Raw genomic sequence first — 13,776 nt, 5'->3', positions numbered from 1 at the left:
GGGGAGGCGACGATCATGCGAAACCTCACCCTGAACACGCTCCGCGCGTCACTGCTGGCCCTGTCTGCGCTGCTCGCCGGCACGGCCGCGCATGCGGCACCGACGGCGCCGGCCGACAACGCGCTCGTCGCACGCGGCGCGTACCTCGCGAAAGCCGGCGACTGCGTGGCGTGCCACACCGCGCCACACGGTACGCCGTTCGCGGGCGGCCTGAAGATGGTCACGCCGATGGGCGCGATCTACACGACCAACATCACGCCCGACCCGGAAACCGGCATCGGCGGCTACACGGAAGCCGACTTCGCCGGCGCACTGCGCAAGGGCGTCGCGAAGGACGGTCACAACCTGTACCCGGCGATGCCGTATCCGTCGTACGCGAAGCTGAAGGACGACGACGTGAAGGCGCTGTACGCGTACTTCATGCACGGCGTCGAACCAGTGAAGCAGGCGAACCGGCCGTCCGACATCCCGTGGCCGCTCAACACGCGCTGGCCGCTCGCGCTGTGGAACATGGTGTTCCTCGACACGGCGCCTTACGCCGACAAACCGGCCAAGGACGCGATGTGGAACCGTGGTGCGTATCTCGTGCAGGGGCTCGGACACTGCGGGTCGTGCCACACGCCGCGCGGCGTCGGCTTCCAGGAAAAGGCGCTCGACGAAAGCGGCGCGGCGTTCCTGTCGGGCGCGCCGATCGACAACTGGTTCGCGTCGAACCTGACCGGCGAGCACAACACCGGGCTCGGCCGCTGGAACGACGCCGACGTCGCGCAGTTCCTGAAGACCGGCGCGAACCGGCATGCGACCGCGTTCGGCTCGATGGTGAGCGTGATCAACCACAGCACGCAGGCACTGACCGACGACGATCTGGCCGCAATGTCGCGCTACCTGAAATCGCTGCCGCCCGCGGGCGGGACGGGCGCACCGCCGTACAGCTACGATCCGAAGGCGACACAGGTCGCGCTGGGCCGGCCCGCTGCCGATCCGGGCGCGAAGGTGTATAACGCTTACTGCCTGCATTGCCACGGTGCGGACGGGCGCGGCTATGCACCGCTGCTCGCGCCGCTCGCCGGCAATCCGAACGTCCTCGAGGCCGATGCATCGTCGCTGATCAACGTGACGCTGAACGGCAGCGACACGCTCGTGATCGGCGGCGTGCCTTCCGCGTATCCGATGCCGGCGTTCTCGAACCAGCTGAACGACCGGCAGATCGCCGACGTGCTGACGTTCATGCGCGCCGGCTGGAACAACGGCGCGCCGGCCGTGCAGGCGGCAGACGTCGCGAAACTCCGCAAGGCAACGGCGGCCGCGCGCTGAGCGCGGCGCGAGGCGGACTGACGGCGGGCCCGCGTGCCGGCCGTCGGCGCCGCCGGGTGCGTGCCTGCCCCGGCGGCTTTGCTCTTTCTGTCAACCGGCGCGCGGCCGTTCGCGGCAGCGCGCGTTTTATCGACGCAATGTAGGGGTGTCTGGATGGCTAACGTGACTTATACGGATACGCAACTGCTGATCGACGGCGAGTGGGTCGACGCCGCGAGCGGCAAGACGATCGACGTCGTGAACCCGGCGACCGGCCAGCCGATCGGCAAGGTGGCCCACGCGGGCATCGCCGATCTCGACCGGGCGCTCGCCGCCGCGCAACGCGGCTTCGAAGCATGGCGCAAGGTGCCTGCGCACGAGCGCGCGGCGACGATGCGCAAGGCGGCCGCGCTGGTGCGCGAACGCGCCGACGCGATCGCGCAGCTGATGACGCAGGAACAGGGCAAGCCGCTCACCGAGGCGCGCGTCGAAGTGCTGTCGGCGGCCGACATCATCGAATGGTTCGCGGACGAAGGCCGCCGCGTGTACGGCCGGATCGTGCCGCCGCGCAACCTCGGGGCGCAGCAGACGGTCGTGAAGGAGCCGGTTGGCCCGGTCGCCGCATTCACGCCGTGGAATTTCCCGGTCAACCAGGTCGTGCGCAAGCTGAGCGCGGCGCTCGCGACCGGCTGCTCGTTTCTCGTGAAGGCGCCGGAAGAAACCCCGGCATCGCCGGCCGCGCTGCTGCGCGCGTTCGTCGACGCAGGCGTGCCGGCCGGCGTGATCGGCCTCGTGTACGGCGATCCGGCTGAAATCTCGTCGTACCTGATCCCGCACCCGGTGATCCGCAAGGTCACGTTCACGGGTTCGACGCCGGTCGGCAAGCAGCTTGCCGCGATGGCCGGCCTGCACATGAAGCGCGCGACGATGGAGCTGGGCGGCCACGCGCCGGTGATCGTCGCCGAGGATGCGGACGTCGCGCTCGCGGTGAAGGCCGCCGGCGGCGCGAAGTTCCGCAACGCGGGTCAGGTCTGCATTTCGCCGACGCGCTTCCTCGTGCACAACAGCATCCGCGACGAATTCACGCGCGCGCTGGTCAAGCATGCGGAAGGGCTGAAGGTCGGCAACGGCCTCGAGGAAGGCACGACGCTCGGCGCGCTCGCGAACCCGCGCCGCCTCACCGCGATGGCATCGGTCGTCGACAACGCGCGCAAGGTCGGTGCACGCATCGAAACCGGCGGCGAACGGATCGGCTCGGCAGGCAACTTCTTCGCGCCGACCGTGATTGCCGACGTGCCGCTCGAGGCGGACGTGTTCAACAACGAGCCGTTCGGCCCGGTCGCCGCGATCCGCGGCTTCGACAAGCTCGAGGACGCGATCGCCGAAGCGAACCGTCTGCCGTTCGGGCTGGCCGGCTACGCGTTCACGCGTTCGTTCGCGAACGTCCATCTGCTCACGCAGCGGATGGAAGTCGGGATGCTGTGGATCAACCAGCCGGCGACGCCGTGGCCGGAAATGCCGTTCGGCGGCGTGAAGGACTCGGGTTATGGCTCGGAAGGCGGGCCGGAAGCGCTGGAACCGTACCTCGTCACGAAGTCGGTCACGGTGATGGCGGTCTGACGATCGGCCGTCCGTCGCCCCATGCCGCCGTTCCCGCGTCAGCGGGGCGGCGGTTTTTTTTTCGGGCCCGCAACGGAATCCGGCGCCGCATCGAACCGCATTGCGGAGCATCGGCCCATCGCCTATCCTCAGATCAATACAACTACCGGACTGGACGGACGGCAGGGACGCCGGTAGCAGAGCAACGACAACCGCGCGCGAAGCGCGAACCGAGAGGCTGCGCCCGTGACCGGGCGACCGGCAGGCGGTTCCCATGACTTTCCGACACCCGGGCCCGGCCCCAGTGCTTTCCACGCACAACGCAAAACACAAAGCGGGAGCAGTTCGGTCAACCACCACTACGGAGATATCGTCATGGGCAATTCGGTAGCAAATCAATTCGTCGATTGGGGTTCCGAATACCACGCGCCACCCTGGCAAGCGAACGACAACATCGCGATTGCGCCCGGCGCGACGACCGTATTCGATCTCCTGACCGCCGACGGCGTGTCGCCCGCCCTCAACCCGCAATCGCAGGGATCGGGCGCAAGCCTGTTCGTGACGGCCCTGGGCGGCGTGGAAGCGAACCAGGACGGAAACGGCTACTGGTGGGTGTATTTCGTCAACGGTCAGATGCCCGACGTCTCCTGCGCGGTCTACACGCTGCAACCCGGCGATAGCGTGGCCTGGGACTACAAGCACTACTCGAGCGGCCTGAAGCAGGCCGTTCATCCGCCGCTGGCCTGACGGCTGCGGGCGCGGCACGGGCGGGAAGGCGAATCGTCTTCCCGCGCCTCCGCTTCGTCAGTGCCGCCCGCTGCCGCGATAACTTTCCACTTCGGCGTCGTATGCGGCCAGGAACGCCTTGCCGAACACCGACGCGAAATCGTCCTCGATCGCGAACACCGTGTCGCGATGGGTTGCCGCGTAGCGATCCCACATCCTCGCCTTGTACAGCGACGGCACGCGCTTCTCGTACCAGCGCATCGCGTCGTCGCGCTCGCGCAGCCGCTGCGGCGAAAAGCGCGTGAGCAGATCCATCAGCGCGGCGCGCATGCCGGCGACCATGCCGATCTGGTGCGCGTGCAGATCCTGGAACGCGTCGCTGACCGCACTCTGCGGCGACATGAAGCCCGGCAGCGGCAGCCCGAACATCTGACGCAGCACCGCGCCGCCGTCGGGCAACAGTTTCAGCGGATTGTTCTCGCGATCGAGCAGCATTGTCATGTGCGCCTTCACCTCGCGCTTCAGGATGCTGCGCGACGACAGCAGTTCGACCGTGCCGTTCGCGAACAGCGCCAGCAACTGGCCGGCGATGTACAGCTGTTCGGCCGACCACTGGTGCGATTCAGCCGCCGTATCGAGCCCCGCGCCTTCGAAGAAGGCACTCAGCAGTTCGTCCGGCGTCGGCGGTGTCGGCCTCGCTCGCTCGGCATGCGGCGCCGGTTCGTCGGCCGGCCGTGCGCCGGTGTGCGCAGCCGCCGGATGCACGCGCACGTGCTGGGCCCACTCGGGCGCGTGGTCGGCCTGGGCCGGGTGCGAGGCGTCGCGATCCGCCTGCGCCCCCGCGCCCGGCCCACCGATACCGCCCGACGACTGCGCGAACAGGTCGAGCGGATCGGTCGACAACTGGTTCAGGTCCCGCGGTGACGGCCCGGACGGTGCGGCCTGCGCGGCCCGGCGATCCGGTTGCGGCGTGTCCGCACGCGCCGGGCCGCCCGGCCGGGTGCCGGCATCCGCCCGGGTGCGCGGCGCGAGACGATCCTGGAGCAGCCCCCAGAGCCGGATGCCGGCGCCTTTCGTATCGACGCGCGAAGGCGACGGTTGCGCGGGGGCGGCGGCCGAGCGCGTGTGCGGCGGGTCCGCCCGCACACCGGTGTCGGGCGCCATGTCGATGACCGGCGCGTCGTCGCCGTCATCGCGTTCCGCGCGCAACACGTAAGGCCCGATGCGAATGATGTCGCCCGTGTTGAGCGGACGCTCCTGCGCATAGCCGACCGGCTCGCGGTTCACCTCGATCGTCGATACGCTGCTCAGGTTCTTCAGCAGGCACGTGTCGTCGCCGACCTGCAGCAGGGCCTGCAAGCGCGAAATCTGCCGGGTGTCGTCGTGCAGCACCAGATGGTTGTCGCTGGCTCGGCCGATGGTGCCGCCCGGCGGATGAAACACGACGGCGTCATAGGAGTCGTTTTCGACCGGCTCGCCGGCATGTTCGATCACGATCAGTTGCATGTCATACGTCGCTCGGTGAATGAGGCGCGCGCGGAATCCGTCCCGTTCAGGATGTCGACGCGTGCCTGCGGCGCGCGAATTCGAATGCGGGCCCCCAGATCGGATGCCCCTTTTCGGCGGGGGACAAGTCGAAGCGCGGGTTGAGGTCGAGGATCTTCGAGAACTCGGCGCGGCACGGCGCAATGCGGTTCGTCACGCAATAGCTGAACGCAAGGAGCTTGTGCGCGGCGACCTGCGTATCGGTGTCGGCGCCGTCGATCTCCTTCGCGTGGCTCAGGAGCGCGATCGTGCGCCCATAGTCGCCGGCGGCGTACGCGGCACGCGCGCTGTCGACCGTTGCATGCGCGGCCGACTGCGTCGGGGACGTGCTGCATCCGCCTGCCCCCAGCAACCACGCGCCGAGGAAAACAACAATCGATGCACGGCCTTTCATTATTGAAATTAAGAATTCGCGTAATTGGAAGGGGGCGCACAAGCGCTGTTGGATTCTAGTGCCAATCATCGATGCCGATGTTGCTGTTACGTTTTGTTTCAAGTGGCCGATCGGATTCCATTAAAGCCTGAAAATAGACTACGAATTTCAGTGCTTGTTAATCCAGAAAAACGACCTATAGTTCGCTGTGTTTTTCGGATTTGTCAGTTGTTTGGCCAGTGCTCGTCAATGCCGGAAAAAACGGGACATCCGTTCAGGCAGCACGAATAGCCTGGCACATCGTCAGGGCCGCGCGACCCTTGTCCGGCGGCCGGCCGGCTCGTGCCTCCGAGCCTATCCGAAAGATATCGACGCAATAGAACCGGGCCGCCCAGGCGAACCGGTCGGATTAACTTTTTCCGTCAAATGATCAATATCAATTCAATTACCTGTCATCCCGCCAAATCAACTTTCAAAAACCCTGAATGATTTGACCCGGCTTCCGACAAGAACAATTTGCCGACGCCATTTTCAATGGATGGATTTGACAGCCACATAATTACCGGTCAATTAATTGTCCCTTTTTTAATCCGGTCAACCGGTTTCGCACTCGGAAACCAGCGGATGGCTATTGGGTGGCGAGGGTGGAATATGCAATGGCGGTCGAGCAGTTTCATCGTATGGGGATGCGTCTTGCTGTTTCCGGGGTGCGGCGCGACGGAGCACGCGGCCGCGGTCCCGTATGCGATCACGGTCGACGTGGCGCCTGACGTCAACCCCGACATGAATCGCAAGCCCTCACCGATCGTACTGAAGGTGTTCCAGCTTCGCGCGGCGTCGGGCTTCGACAGCGCGGACTTCTTCTCGCTGCAGGACAAGCCCGAGAACGTGCTCGGCGCGGACCTGCTCGGCACCGACCGCGTGATCCTGCGGCCGGGCGAATCGCGCACGCTGCACTATCGCGGCAATGTCGAGGCCGGCGCGATCGGTGTCGTCGCCGAATACCGGATGCTCGAAAAGAACCGCTGGCGGCTGACGGTGCCGCTGCCGCGCGCGAAGCAGCTCAACCTCTACAAGTTCTGGCAGACGTCGCCGGGCGAACTGAAGCTGTCGATCGCGGTCAGGAACGGCGGCATCGCGCTGAACAATCCGCAGGGGCGCCCATGACCGAACCGACGATGTCCGCGACGCCGGTCGCGGCGCTCCGCCAGCGCGTGGTGTGGACCGAGGGAATGTTCCTGCGTCCGCAGCATTTCCAGCAGCTGGAGCGCCACTGGGAACGCTACGTCGCGCTGCGCTGCCTGCCGCTGCAGGGCTTCTACTGGGGCTTCGACGCGCTGGAACTCGATCGCGAGCAACTGGCGCTCGGCAAGGTCGCGCTGCGTGCCGCGTCGGGCGTGATGCGCGACGGCACGCCGTTCGACCTGTCGCATCCGGACGATCTCCCCGCACCGCTCGACGTGCCGGCCGACGCGAAGGACCAGCTCGTCGTGCTTGCGCTGCCGCTGTGGCGCGGCGGCGGCGAAGAGGTGTCGTTCGGCGCAGGCGCCGCTAACGGCGCAAGCGGCGCGAGCGCCGGCGCGGACGTCGCGCGCTATGTCGTGCGCGAATACGAGGTGGCCGACGCGAACGCGGTCGCGCTCGGACCCGCGCTGCTGCAGACGGGCCGCCTGAACGTGCGGCTGATGCTCGACGCCGAATTGACCGGCGACTGGCACGCGCTCGGCGTTACGCGCATCGTCGAACGGCGCACCGATTCACGGCTGCTGGCCGACGACGGCTATATTCCGCCGCGGCTCGTCGCGCAGCGCGATCCGGTGCTGCTCGCCTATGCGCGCGAACTGCACGGGCTGCTCACGCAGCGCAGCGAGGCGCTCGCGGCGCGGCTGTCGGAGCCCGGGCGCGGCGGCGTGTCGGAAGTCGCGGATTTCCTGCTGCTGCAGCTCGTGAACCGCTATCTCGCGCTGACCTGGCATGCGCAGCAGCATGTGTCGACACATCCGGAAGCGCTGTTCTGCGACTGGCTGAAGCTCGCGTGCGACCTGAGCACGTTCACGGCGGCGGGCCGGCGCCCGCAGTCGCTTGCCGTGTACGTGCATGACGATCTGCGCACGAGCTTCGCGGAACTGATGACGGAACTGCGCCGGTCGCTGTCGACCGTGCTGGAGCAAAACGCGATCCAGATCGAGCTGCGCGATGCGGGCAACGGGATCCGCGTCGCGACGCTCGCCGATCCTGCGCTGCGCGATACGGCCGGCTTCGTGCTCGCGGTGCGCGCCGACGTGCCGGCCGACAGCCTGCGCACCCGTTTTCCGGCGCAAGCGAAGCTCGGGCCCGTCGAGCGGATCCGCGATCTCGTGCAGTTGCAGCTGCCGGGCATCACGATGCGGCAGTTGCCGGTCGCGCCGCGGCAGATCCCGTATCACGCGGGCCATACGTACTTCGAGATCGACAAGGGCAGCGACCTGTGGAAGCAGCTGGCGCGCTCCGGCGGTCTCGCATTTCATTTTGCCGGCGAATTCCCCGGACTCTCGATGGAGTTCTGGGCGATACGCGGGTGACGGCGGGGCGACGCGATGAACTCTTCTTCCGATCCGATCTCCGCCGGCGCCGGCGGATTCGTGCCGCCGAATCCGGGCGGCATGCATCCGGCTGCCGCGTCGGGTACGGCCGGGCCGACGGCCACGCAACCGCGCCCCGGCCGCTGGGCCGCGAGCGGCACGAACCCGCTCGTCGCCGCTGCCAACCCGCTGCTCAACCTGGTGCCGCAGATCCGCTCGACCGTCCACCATCCGAATCCCGCGTGGCTGCGCGAGCATCTCGTCGTCGAGATCCGGCAGTTCGAGGCGCGTGCGCAGGAAGCCGGCGTGCCGTCCGAGGCGATCATCGGCGCGCGCTACTGCCTGTGCACGGCGCTCGACGAGGCGGCCGCGCTGACGCCGTGGGGCGGCAGCGTATGGTCGTCGCACAGCCTGCTGGTGTCGTTCCACAACGAGACGTGGGGCGGCGAAAAGTTCTTCCATCTGCTCGAACGCCTGTCGCAGCAGCCGCGCCAGCATCTCGACCTGCTCGAACTGCTGTATTTCTGTCTCGCGCTCGGCTTCGAGGGCCGCTATCGCGTGCTCGACAACGGCCATGCGGAACTCGATGCGCTGCGCCGCCAGCTTGCGCTCACAATCCGCTCGGTGCGCGGCGAATTCGAACCCGCGCTGTCGCCGCACTGGCGCGACGTCGTCACGCGCGACGTCGCGCGCCGCTTCGTCGTGCCGCTGTGGGTGTGCGTGGCGCTCGCGCTGCTGATCGGCTTCGGCGTGTTCGTCGGGCTGCGCATCGCGCTCGCCGGGCATTCGGACCAGCTGTTCGCGTCGATCGACGCACTCCATGTGCCGAAGCTGCAGCCCGCACAAGCGCCACCGCGCCCGGCGCCGGCGCCGCGCATCGCGCAGTTCCTCGCGCCCGAGATCGCGGCCGGCCTCGTGTCGGTGCGCGACGACGCCGATCGCAGCGTGATCGTGCTGCGCGGCGACGGGCTGTTCAAGTCCGGCTCGACGTCGGTGATCGACCGTTACGCACCGGTGCTCGCGCGCGTCGCCGATGCGCTGAACAAGGTGCCCGGCAACGTGCGCGTGACCGGCTATACCGACGACACGCCGGTGCATACGGCGCGCTTCGCGTCGAACTGGGATTTGTCGCGCGAACGCGCGGAAGCCGTGCGCACCATGATCGCGGCGCGGCTCGACCATCCGGAACGGCTCGCGGCGGAAGGGCGCGGCACGCTCGATCCGGTCGCGCCGAACGATTCGCCCGCGAATCGCGCGCTGAACCGGCGCGTCGAGATCACGCTGCTGCCGGCGCCCGGCAGCGCCGCCGTCGGCGCGACGCAGGGGGCGAACTGACATGAACCAGGCTGTCGCGCGTTTCGTCCGGCCATTGCCGTCGCGGGAAATCTGGACCTTCGCCGGTCTCGTCGTGCTCGCGTGCTTCGTGTGGCTCGCGGGCCCGCTGTTCGCGTTCGCCGAATTCCGGCCGCTTGAAAGCAGCTGGGCGCGCGGGCTGACGATCGCGGTGCTGTTCATCGCGTGGGGCGCACGCGTCGCATGGCGCAGTTGGCGCGCCGGCCGCCTCAACGCACAGTTGCTGAACCAGCTGCGCGAAGCCGCACCGGGGCCGGCCACCGCCGGCGATCCGGCGAAAGCGCAGCTCGACGAGTTGCGCAGCCGCTTCGACGAAGCCGCGACGCTGCTGAAGAAAGTCCGCTTCGGGCAGGCCGATACCGTGCGCCGCGGCCTGCCGCGCTGGTTCGACCGGGTCTCGCGCCAGTATCTGTACCAGTTGCCGTGGTACGTGTTCATCGGCGCGCCCGGTTCGGGCAAGACCACCGCGCTCGTGAATTCCGGGCTCAGCTTTCCGCTTGCCGAGCAGTTCGGCCGCGCGGCGATTCGCGGCGTGGGCGGTACGCGGCACTGCGACTGGTGGTTCACGAACGATGCGGTGCTGATCGACACGGCCGGCCGCTACACGACGCACGAAGGCAACCGCGCGCTCGACGAGGCCGAGTGGAAAGGCTTCGTCGAGCTGCTGAAGAAATACCGCACGCGCCAGCCGCTGAACGGCGCGATGCTGACGATCAGCGTCGCCGACCTGCTCGGCGCATCGGAGGCCGAACGCACGCAGCACGCGATGGTGCTGCGCAAGCGGCTGCTCGAACTGCGCGCGCAGCTCGGCATCCGCTTTCCCGTGTACCTGCTCGTGACGAAGGCCGACCTGCTGGCCGGCTTCGCCGAATATTTCGGAGCGTACGGCCGCGCGGAATGTGCGCAGGTATGGGGCTTCACGTTCCCGCTCGCGCAGAGCGAGGCGCCGGGCTTCGACCTGCGCGCGGCATTCGACCGCGAATACCGGCTGCTGCACCAGCGGCTGAACGACGGTCTGCCCGAGCTGCTCGCCGCGCAGACCGACGCGCGCCAGCGCGAGATGACCTACCTGCTGCCGCAGCAGATCGCCGACTTGCAGGACATGCTCGGCCAGTTCGTCGCCGAAGTGTTTTCGGTGTCGAGCTACGAGCCGATGCCGATGCTGCGCGGCGTCTACCTGACGAGCGGCACGCAGGAGGGCACCGCATTCGATCGGGTGATGAGCGGCATCAAGCGCTTCCTGAAGATCGAGGGCGTGCCGCCGGCCGCGCAGGTCGGCTCGACCGGGCGCAGCTTCTTCCTGAAATCGCTGCTGCAGGAGCACATCTTCCGCGAAGCCGCGCTCGCCGGCAGCGACCTGCGCTGGCACCAGAAGCGGCGCGTGCTGCAGATCGCCGGCTACGTGCTGCTCGCACTGGTGTGTGTCGCCGTGCTGGCCGCGTGGCTGCGCAGCTATGCGAACAACCGCGCGTATCTCGACCAGATCTCCGCGCGCGTGCCGGCCGTCGATTCGCAGATCGCCGGCGCGAAATTCTCCGGTGCGTCCGACATCGCGCGGCTGCTGCCCGTGCTCGACGCGCTCGGCGGCCTCGCGAATGCGGGCGGCGTCGATCTGCAGCATCCGCCGCTCGCGTACCGCTGGGGGCTGTTCCAGGGCGAGAAGATCGACGAGGCCGTCGAGGCCGTGTACCGGCGCGCGCTCGACGACGTGCTGCTGCCGATCGCCGCGAGCCGCATGGAGGCCGCGCTGCGCGACGCACGGCCCGACGAAACCGAATACGCGTATGCGGCGCTGAAGGCGTACCTGATGCTGTACGACAGCGCACACTACGATCCCGCGTTCGTGCAGGCCGTCGTCGACCTCGAAATGGAACGCTCGCTGCCGCCCGATTTCTCGCCGGCCGAACGCGCCGCGCTGCGCGCGCATCTCGCCGCGCTGTTCGGCAGCCGCGTCGCGGTGTCGCCGTATCCGATGAACGAGCGGCTCGTGGCCGACGTGCGCGACCGGCTGCGGCAGGTGCCGTTCTCGCAACGGCTGTACCGGCAGCTCACGCGCACGCTGCGCCCGGCCACGGCGGCGTTCGACTTCAGCGTCGTCCGCGCGGTCGGCCCCGACGCGTCGCTGGTGTTCCGTCGCCAGAGCGGCAAGTCGTTGTCGGAAGGCGTGCCGGGCCTCTATACGCGCAACGGCTATCGCAACGTGTTCGCGCCGCGTCTGGCCGGCGAGGTCGAAGCGTACGGGCGCGAGGAAGTGTGGGTGCTGAACCTCGGCCTGTCCGAGATCCCCGGGCCGAACGACGCGGCCGCCTGGGCGCGCGACATCCGCCAGCTCTACCTGAACGATTACCTGAAGATCTGGGACGACTATCTCGCGGACATCAAGCTGCAGCGCACGGCAACGCTCGCGCAGAGCATCCAGGTCGCGCGCGCGCTGTCGTCGGCCGATTCGCCGCTCACGCGGCTGATGGTGGCGCTCGCGCGCGACACGGCGCTCGGCGATGCGCCGGGCGGCGCGCGCAATCTCGCGTCGCGTGCGCAGGACAAGGTCGACGAAGCGCGCAGTTCCCTGTCGCAGATCTTCGCGGGGCAGGCCAGCGACGCCAATCCGTCGGCAGCGGCGCCCGCGAGCCCCGAACAGGTGGTCGACAGCCATTTCGCCGGGCTGCGCGCGTTCGCCCCGGGTAGCGGCGACCAGGCGCAGGCATTCGACGCGGTGCTGAAGTCGATCGACGCGCTGTACACGTACCTGACGGCCACCGACGACGCGCTGAGGAGCGGCGCGCAGCCGCCGCCGTCGGACGCCCCCGCGCGGCTGCGCGCGCAGGCCGGCCGCCTGCCGACGCCGTTCCGGGAAGTGCTCGACGACCTGTCGAACGTCGCGAACGGCAGCGTCGCGACCGTCGAGCAGCGCAGCGTCGCGCAGCGCGCCGGCGCGAACGTCGGCGACTTCTGCCGGCAGGCGATCGCGGGCCGCTATCCGTTCGCGCGCGGTGCGTCGCGCGACGTCGCGCCGGCCGATTTCGCGCAGATGTTCGCCCCGGGCGGGCTGATGGACGATTTCTTCCAGAAGAACCTGCAGTCGATCGTCGATACGACGTCGCACCCGTGGCGCTTCGCGAACCGCAATGCGGACGCCGATCCGTCGGCCGCCGCGATGCTCGCGTCGTTCGAAAAGGCCGCGGTGATCCGCGACGTCTATTTCGGCGGCGGCGCGCGCACCGCGCAGTTGAAGGTGCAGATCCAGCCGCTCGAAATGGACCCGTCGATCACGGAGATGGTGCTCGACGTCGACGGGCAGATCGTCCGCTACGCGCACGGTCCGCTCGTGCAGAGCGCGGTGGACTGGCCGGGCCCGCGCGGCAGCAACCAGGTGCGGCTGCAGGTGTCGGGCCAGGCCGGCGCGTCCGATGGCTTCGCGGCCGACGGGCCGTGGGCGCTGCACCGGCTGTTCGACCGTGCGGCCGTGTCGGCCGGGCGCGGTTCGGACCAGATGATTGCGCGCTTCACGGTCGACGGCAAACCGATCGTGCTGCAGGTGAATGCGGGCAGTGTCCGCAATCCGTTCCGGCTGCCCCAGATGGAGTCCTTTACATGCCCTCCGAAGCCATGAGCCCGACGCCGCCGCTCGCGCGCGCCGACGGCGACGCGCCGGCCTGGTACGGGAAGATTCCCGGCGCCGGCGACTTCGTGAACAGCCGGCTGCCGCATGCGCTCGCGCTGTGGTGGGAACGCTGGCTCCAGCAGGGGATGGCCGCGATGCGCCAGCACGGCACGGACGAGATCGAGCGCCACTACACGGTCGCGCCGGTCTGGAACTTCCTGATCCCGGCGGGCGCCGGCGCGTCGTGCGTGCAGCCGGGCTGCCTCGCGCCGAGTTGCGACCGCGTGGGGCGCTACTACCCGGTGATCGTCACGCTGCCGATGCGCGCGGCCGATTACTGGAACGGGCTGCCCGACGCCGCCGGCGCGTTCTACTGGCAGATCGGCCACGCGCTGCTCGACGCGATCCGCCATGCGCGTGCGCCGGGCGATCTCGATCGGACGCTCGAACGCGTGCGGCTCGCACCGGGCGGCGGCCGTTACGCGGACATCGACGAACGCTCGTCGGCAGCGTTGCCGGCGCAGCCGGCCGCGGCCGCATGGCCCGGGCTGTCCGGCTATTTCGATCCGCACGGCGGCACCAGCTTCTGGTGGACCAACCGCGCCGACGGATCACCGCTGCGCACGCATGCGCATACGGGCACGCCCGACAACGCGCTGTTCCTGACGCTGTTCGGCGGCGGCTAGCGGCCCGGAGGAAGGCCGGCGGGGCAACACGCAGTTTCG

10 protein-coding genes are annotated in these 13,776 nt (G+C 68.6%); 8 read left to right on the top strand and 2 right to left on the bottom strand.

The features are described from left to right. Positions 1-15 precede the first annotated feature (15 nt). The 3 genes from BLA15945_RS09640 to BLA15945_RS09630 all read left to right on the top strand — a co-directional run bounded on the left by BLA15945_RS09640 (position 16) and on the right by BLA15945_RS09630 (position 3,639). Entirely contained in the window at positions 16-1,314 is a 1,299-nt protein-coding gene (locus BLA15945_RS09640; RefSeq protein WP_174992172.1) for a c-type cytochrome, read from the top strand. 153 nt (positions 1,315-1,467) lie between these two features. Further along, entirely contained in the window at positions 1,468-2,913 is a 1,446-nt protein-coding gene (locus tag BLA15945_RS09635; RefSeq protein ID WP_059240557.1) for an NAD-dependent succinate-semialdehyde dehydrogenase, read from the top strand. A gap of 354 nt (positions 2,914-3,267) precedes the next feature. Further along, complete coding sequence (locus tag BLA15945_RS09630; RefSeq protein WP_174992171.1) at positions 3,268-3,639, top strand: DUF4430 domain-containing protein; 372 nt, start codon at positions 3,268-3,270, stop codon at positions 3,637-3,639. A gap of 57 nt (positions 3,640-3,696) precedes the next feature. On the opposite strand, the gene tagH is transcribed toward BLA15945_RS09630, so the two are convergent. Beyond that, complete coding sequence (tagH, locus tag BLA15945_RS09625; protein WP_174992170.1) at positions 3,697-5,124, bottom strand: type VI secretion system-associated FHA domain protein TagH; 1,428 nt, start codon at positions 5,122-5,124, stop codon at positions 3,697-3,699. Between the two features lie 46 nt (positions 5,125-5,170). Beyond that, the gene (locus BLA15945_RS09620) at positions 5,171-5,557 is read right to left on the bottom strand and encodes a TssQ family T6SS-associated lipoprotein (protein ID WP_059240554.1); all 387 of its coding nucleotides are present in this window, start codon (positions 5,555-5,557) and stop codon (positions 5,171-5,173) included. Between the two features lie 630 nt (positions 5,558-6,187). Here BLA15945_RS09620 and tssJ point away from each other — a divergent pair. The 5 genes from tssJ to tagF are packed head-to-tail and all read left to right on the top strand — an operon-like array spanning position 6,188 to position 13,737. After that, positions 6,188-6,703 carry a type VI secretion system lipoprotein TssJ gene (tssJ, locus tag BLA15945_RS09615; RefSeq protein ID WP_059240553.1) on the top strand — a complete coding sequence of 172 codons (516 nt, stop codon included), beginning with the start codon at positions 6,188-6,190 and terminating at the stop codon, positions 6,701-6,703. Further along, positions 6,700-8,097 (top strand): type VI secretion system baseplate subunit TssK, encoded by a 1,398-nt coding sequence (tssK, locus tag BLA15945_RS09610; protein WP_059240552.1) that lies wholly within the window; start codon positions 6,700-6,702, stop codon positions 8,095-8,097. The genes tssJ and tssK overlap by 4 nt, the downstream gene beginning before the upstream one ends. A gap of 15 nt (positions 8,098-8,112) precedes the next feature. Beyond that, positions 8,113-9,432 carry a DotU family type VI secretion system protein gene (locus BLA15945_RS09605; RefSeq protein WP_059240551.1) on the top strand — a complete coding sequence of 440 codons (1,320 nt, stop codon included), beginning with the start codon at positions 8,113-8,115 and terminating at the stop codon, positions 9,430-9,432. Between the two features lies 1 nt (position 9,433). Continuing rightward, positions 9,434-13,060 carry a type VI secretion system membrane subunit TssM gene (gene tssM / locus BLA15945_RS09600; RefSeq protein ID WP_174992169.1) on the top strand — a complete coding sequence of 1,209 codons (3,627 nt, stop codon included), beginning with the start codon at positions 9,434-9,436 and terminating at the stop codon, positions 13,058-13,060. Further along, a complete protein-coding gene (gene tagF, locus BLA15945_RS09595) occupies positions 13,057-13,737 on the top strand; it encodes a type VI secretion system-associated protein TagF (protein ID WP_407045096.1) in 681 nt (226 codons plus the stop codon). The genes tssM and tagF overlap by 4 nt, the downstream gene beginning before the upstream one ends. Positions 13,738-13,776 lie beyond the last annotated feature (39 nt).

This window comes from Burkholderia arboris, assembly GCF_902499125.1.
Taxonomy (GTDB): domain Bacteria; phylum Pseudomonadota; class Gammaproteobacteria; order Burkholderiales; family Burkholderiaceae; genus Burkholderia; species Burkholderia arboris.
The sequence above is the reverse complement of the archived record's forward strand: the minus strand, read 5'-3'. Positions and strand labels throughout refer to the sequence as shown.

Coding starts and splice junctions, on each gene's coding strand:
- BLA15945_RS09640 (WP_174992172.1), top strand. CDS start 16: ATGCGAAACCTCACCCTGAACACGCTCCGCGCGTCACTGCTGGCCCTG.
- BLA15945_RS09635 (WP_059240557.1), top strand. CDS start 1,468: ATGGCTAACGTGACTTATACGGATACGCAACTGCTGATCGACGGCGAG.
- BLA15945_RS09630 (WP_174992171.1), top strand. CDS start 3,268: ATGGGCAATTCGGTAGCAAATCAATTCGTCGATTGGGGTTCCGAATAC.
- tagH (WP_174992170.1), bottom strand. CDS start 5,124: ATGCAACTGATCGTGATCGAACATGCCGGCGAGCCGGTCGAAAACGAC.
- BLA15945_RS09620 (WP_059240554.1), bottom strand. CDS start 5,557: ATGAAAGGCCGTGCATCGATTGTTGTTTTCCTCGGCGCGTGGTTGCTG.
- tssJ (WP_059240553.1), top strand. CDS start 6,188: ATGCAATGGCGGTCGAGCAGTTTCATCGTATGGGGATGCGTCTTGCTG.
- tssK (WP_059240552.1), top strand. CDS start 6,700: ATGACCGAACCGACGATGTCCGCGACGCCGGTCGCGGCGCTCCGCCAG.
- BLA15945_RS09605 (WP_059240551.1), top strand. CDS start 8,113: ATGAACTCTTCTTCCGATCCGATCTCCGCCGGCGCCGGCGGATTCGTG.
- tssM (WP_174992169.1), top strand. CDS start 9,434: ATGAACCAGGCTGTCGCGCGTTTCGTCCGGCCATTGCCGTCGCGGGAA.
- tagF (WP_407045096.1), top strand. CDS start 13,057: ATGAGCCCGACGCCGCCGCTCGCGCGCGCCGACGGCGACGCGCCGGCC.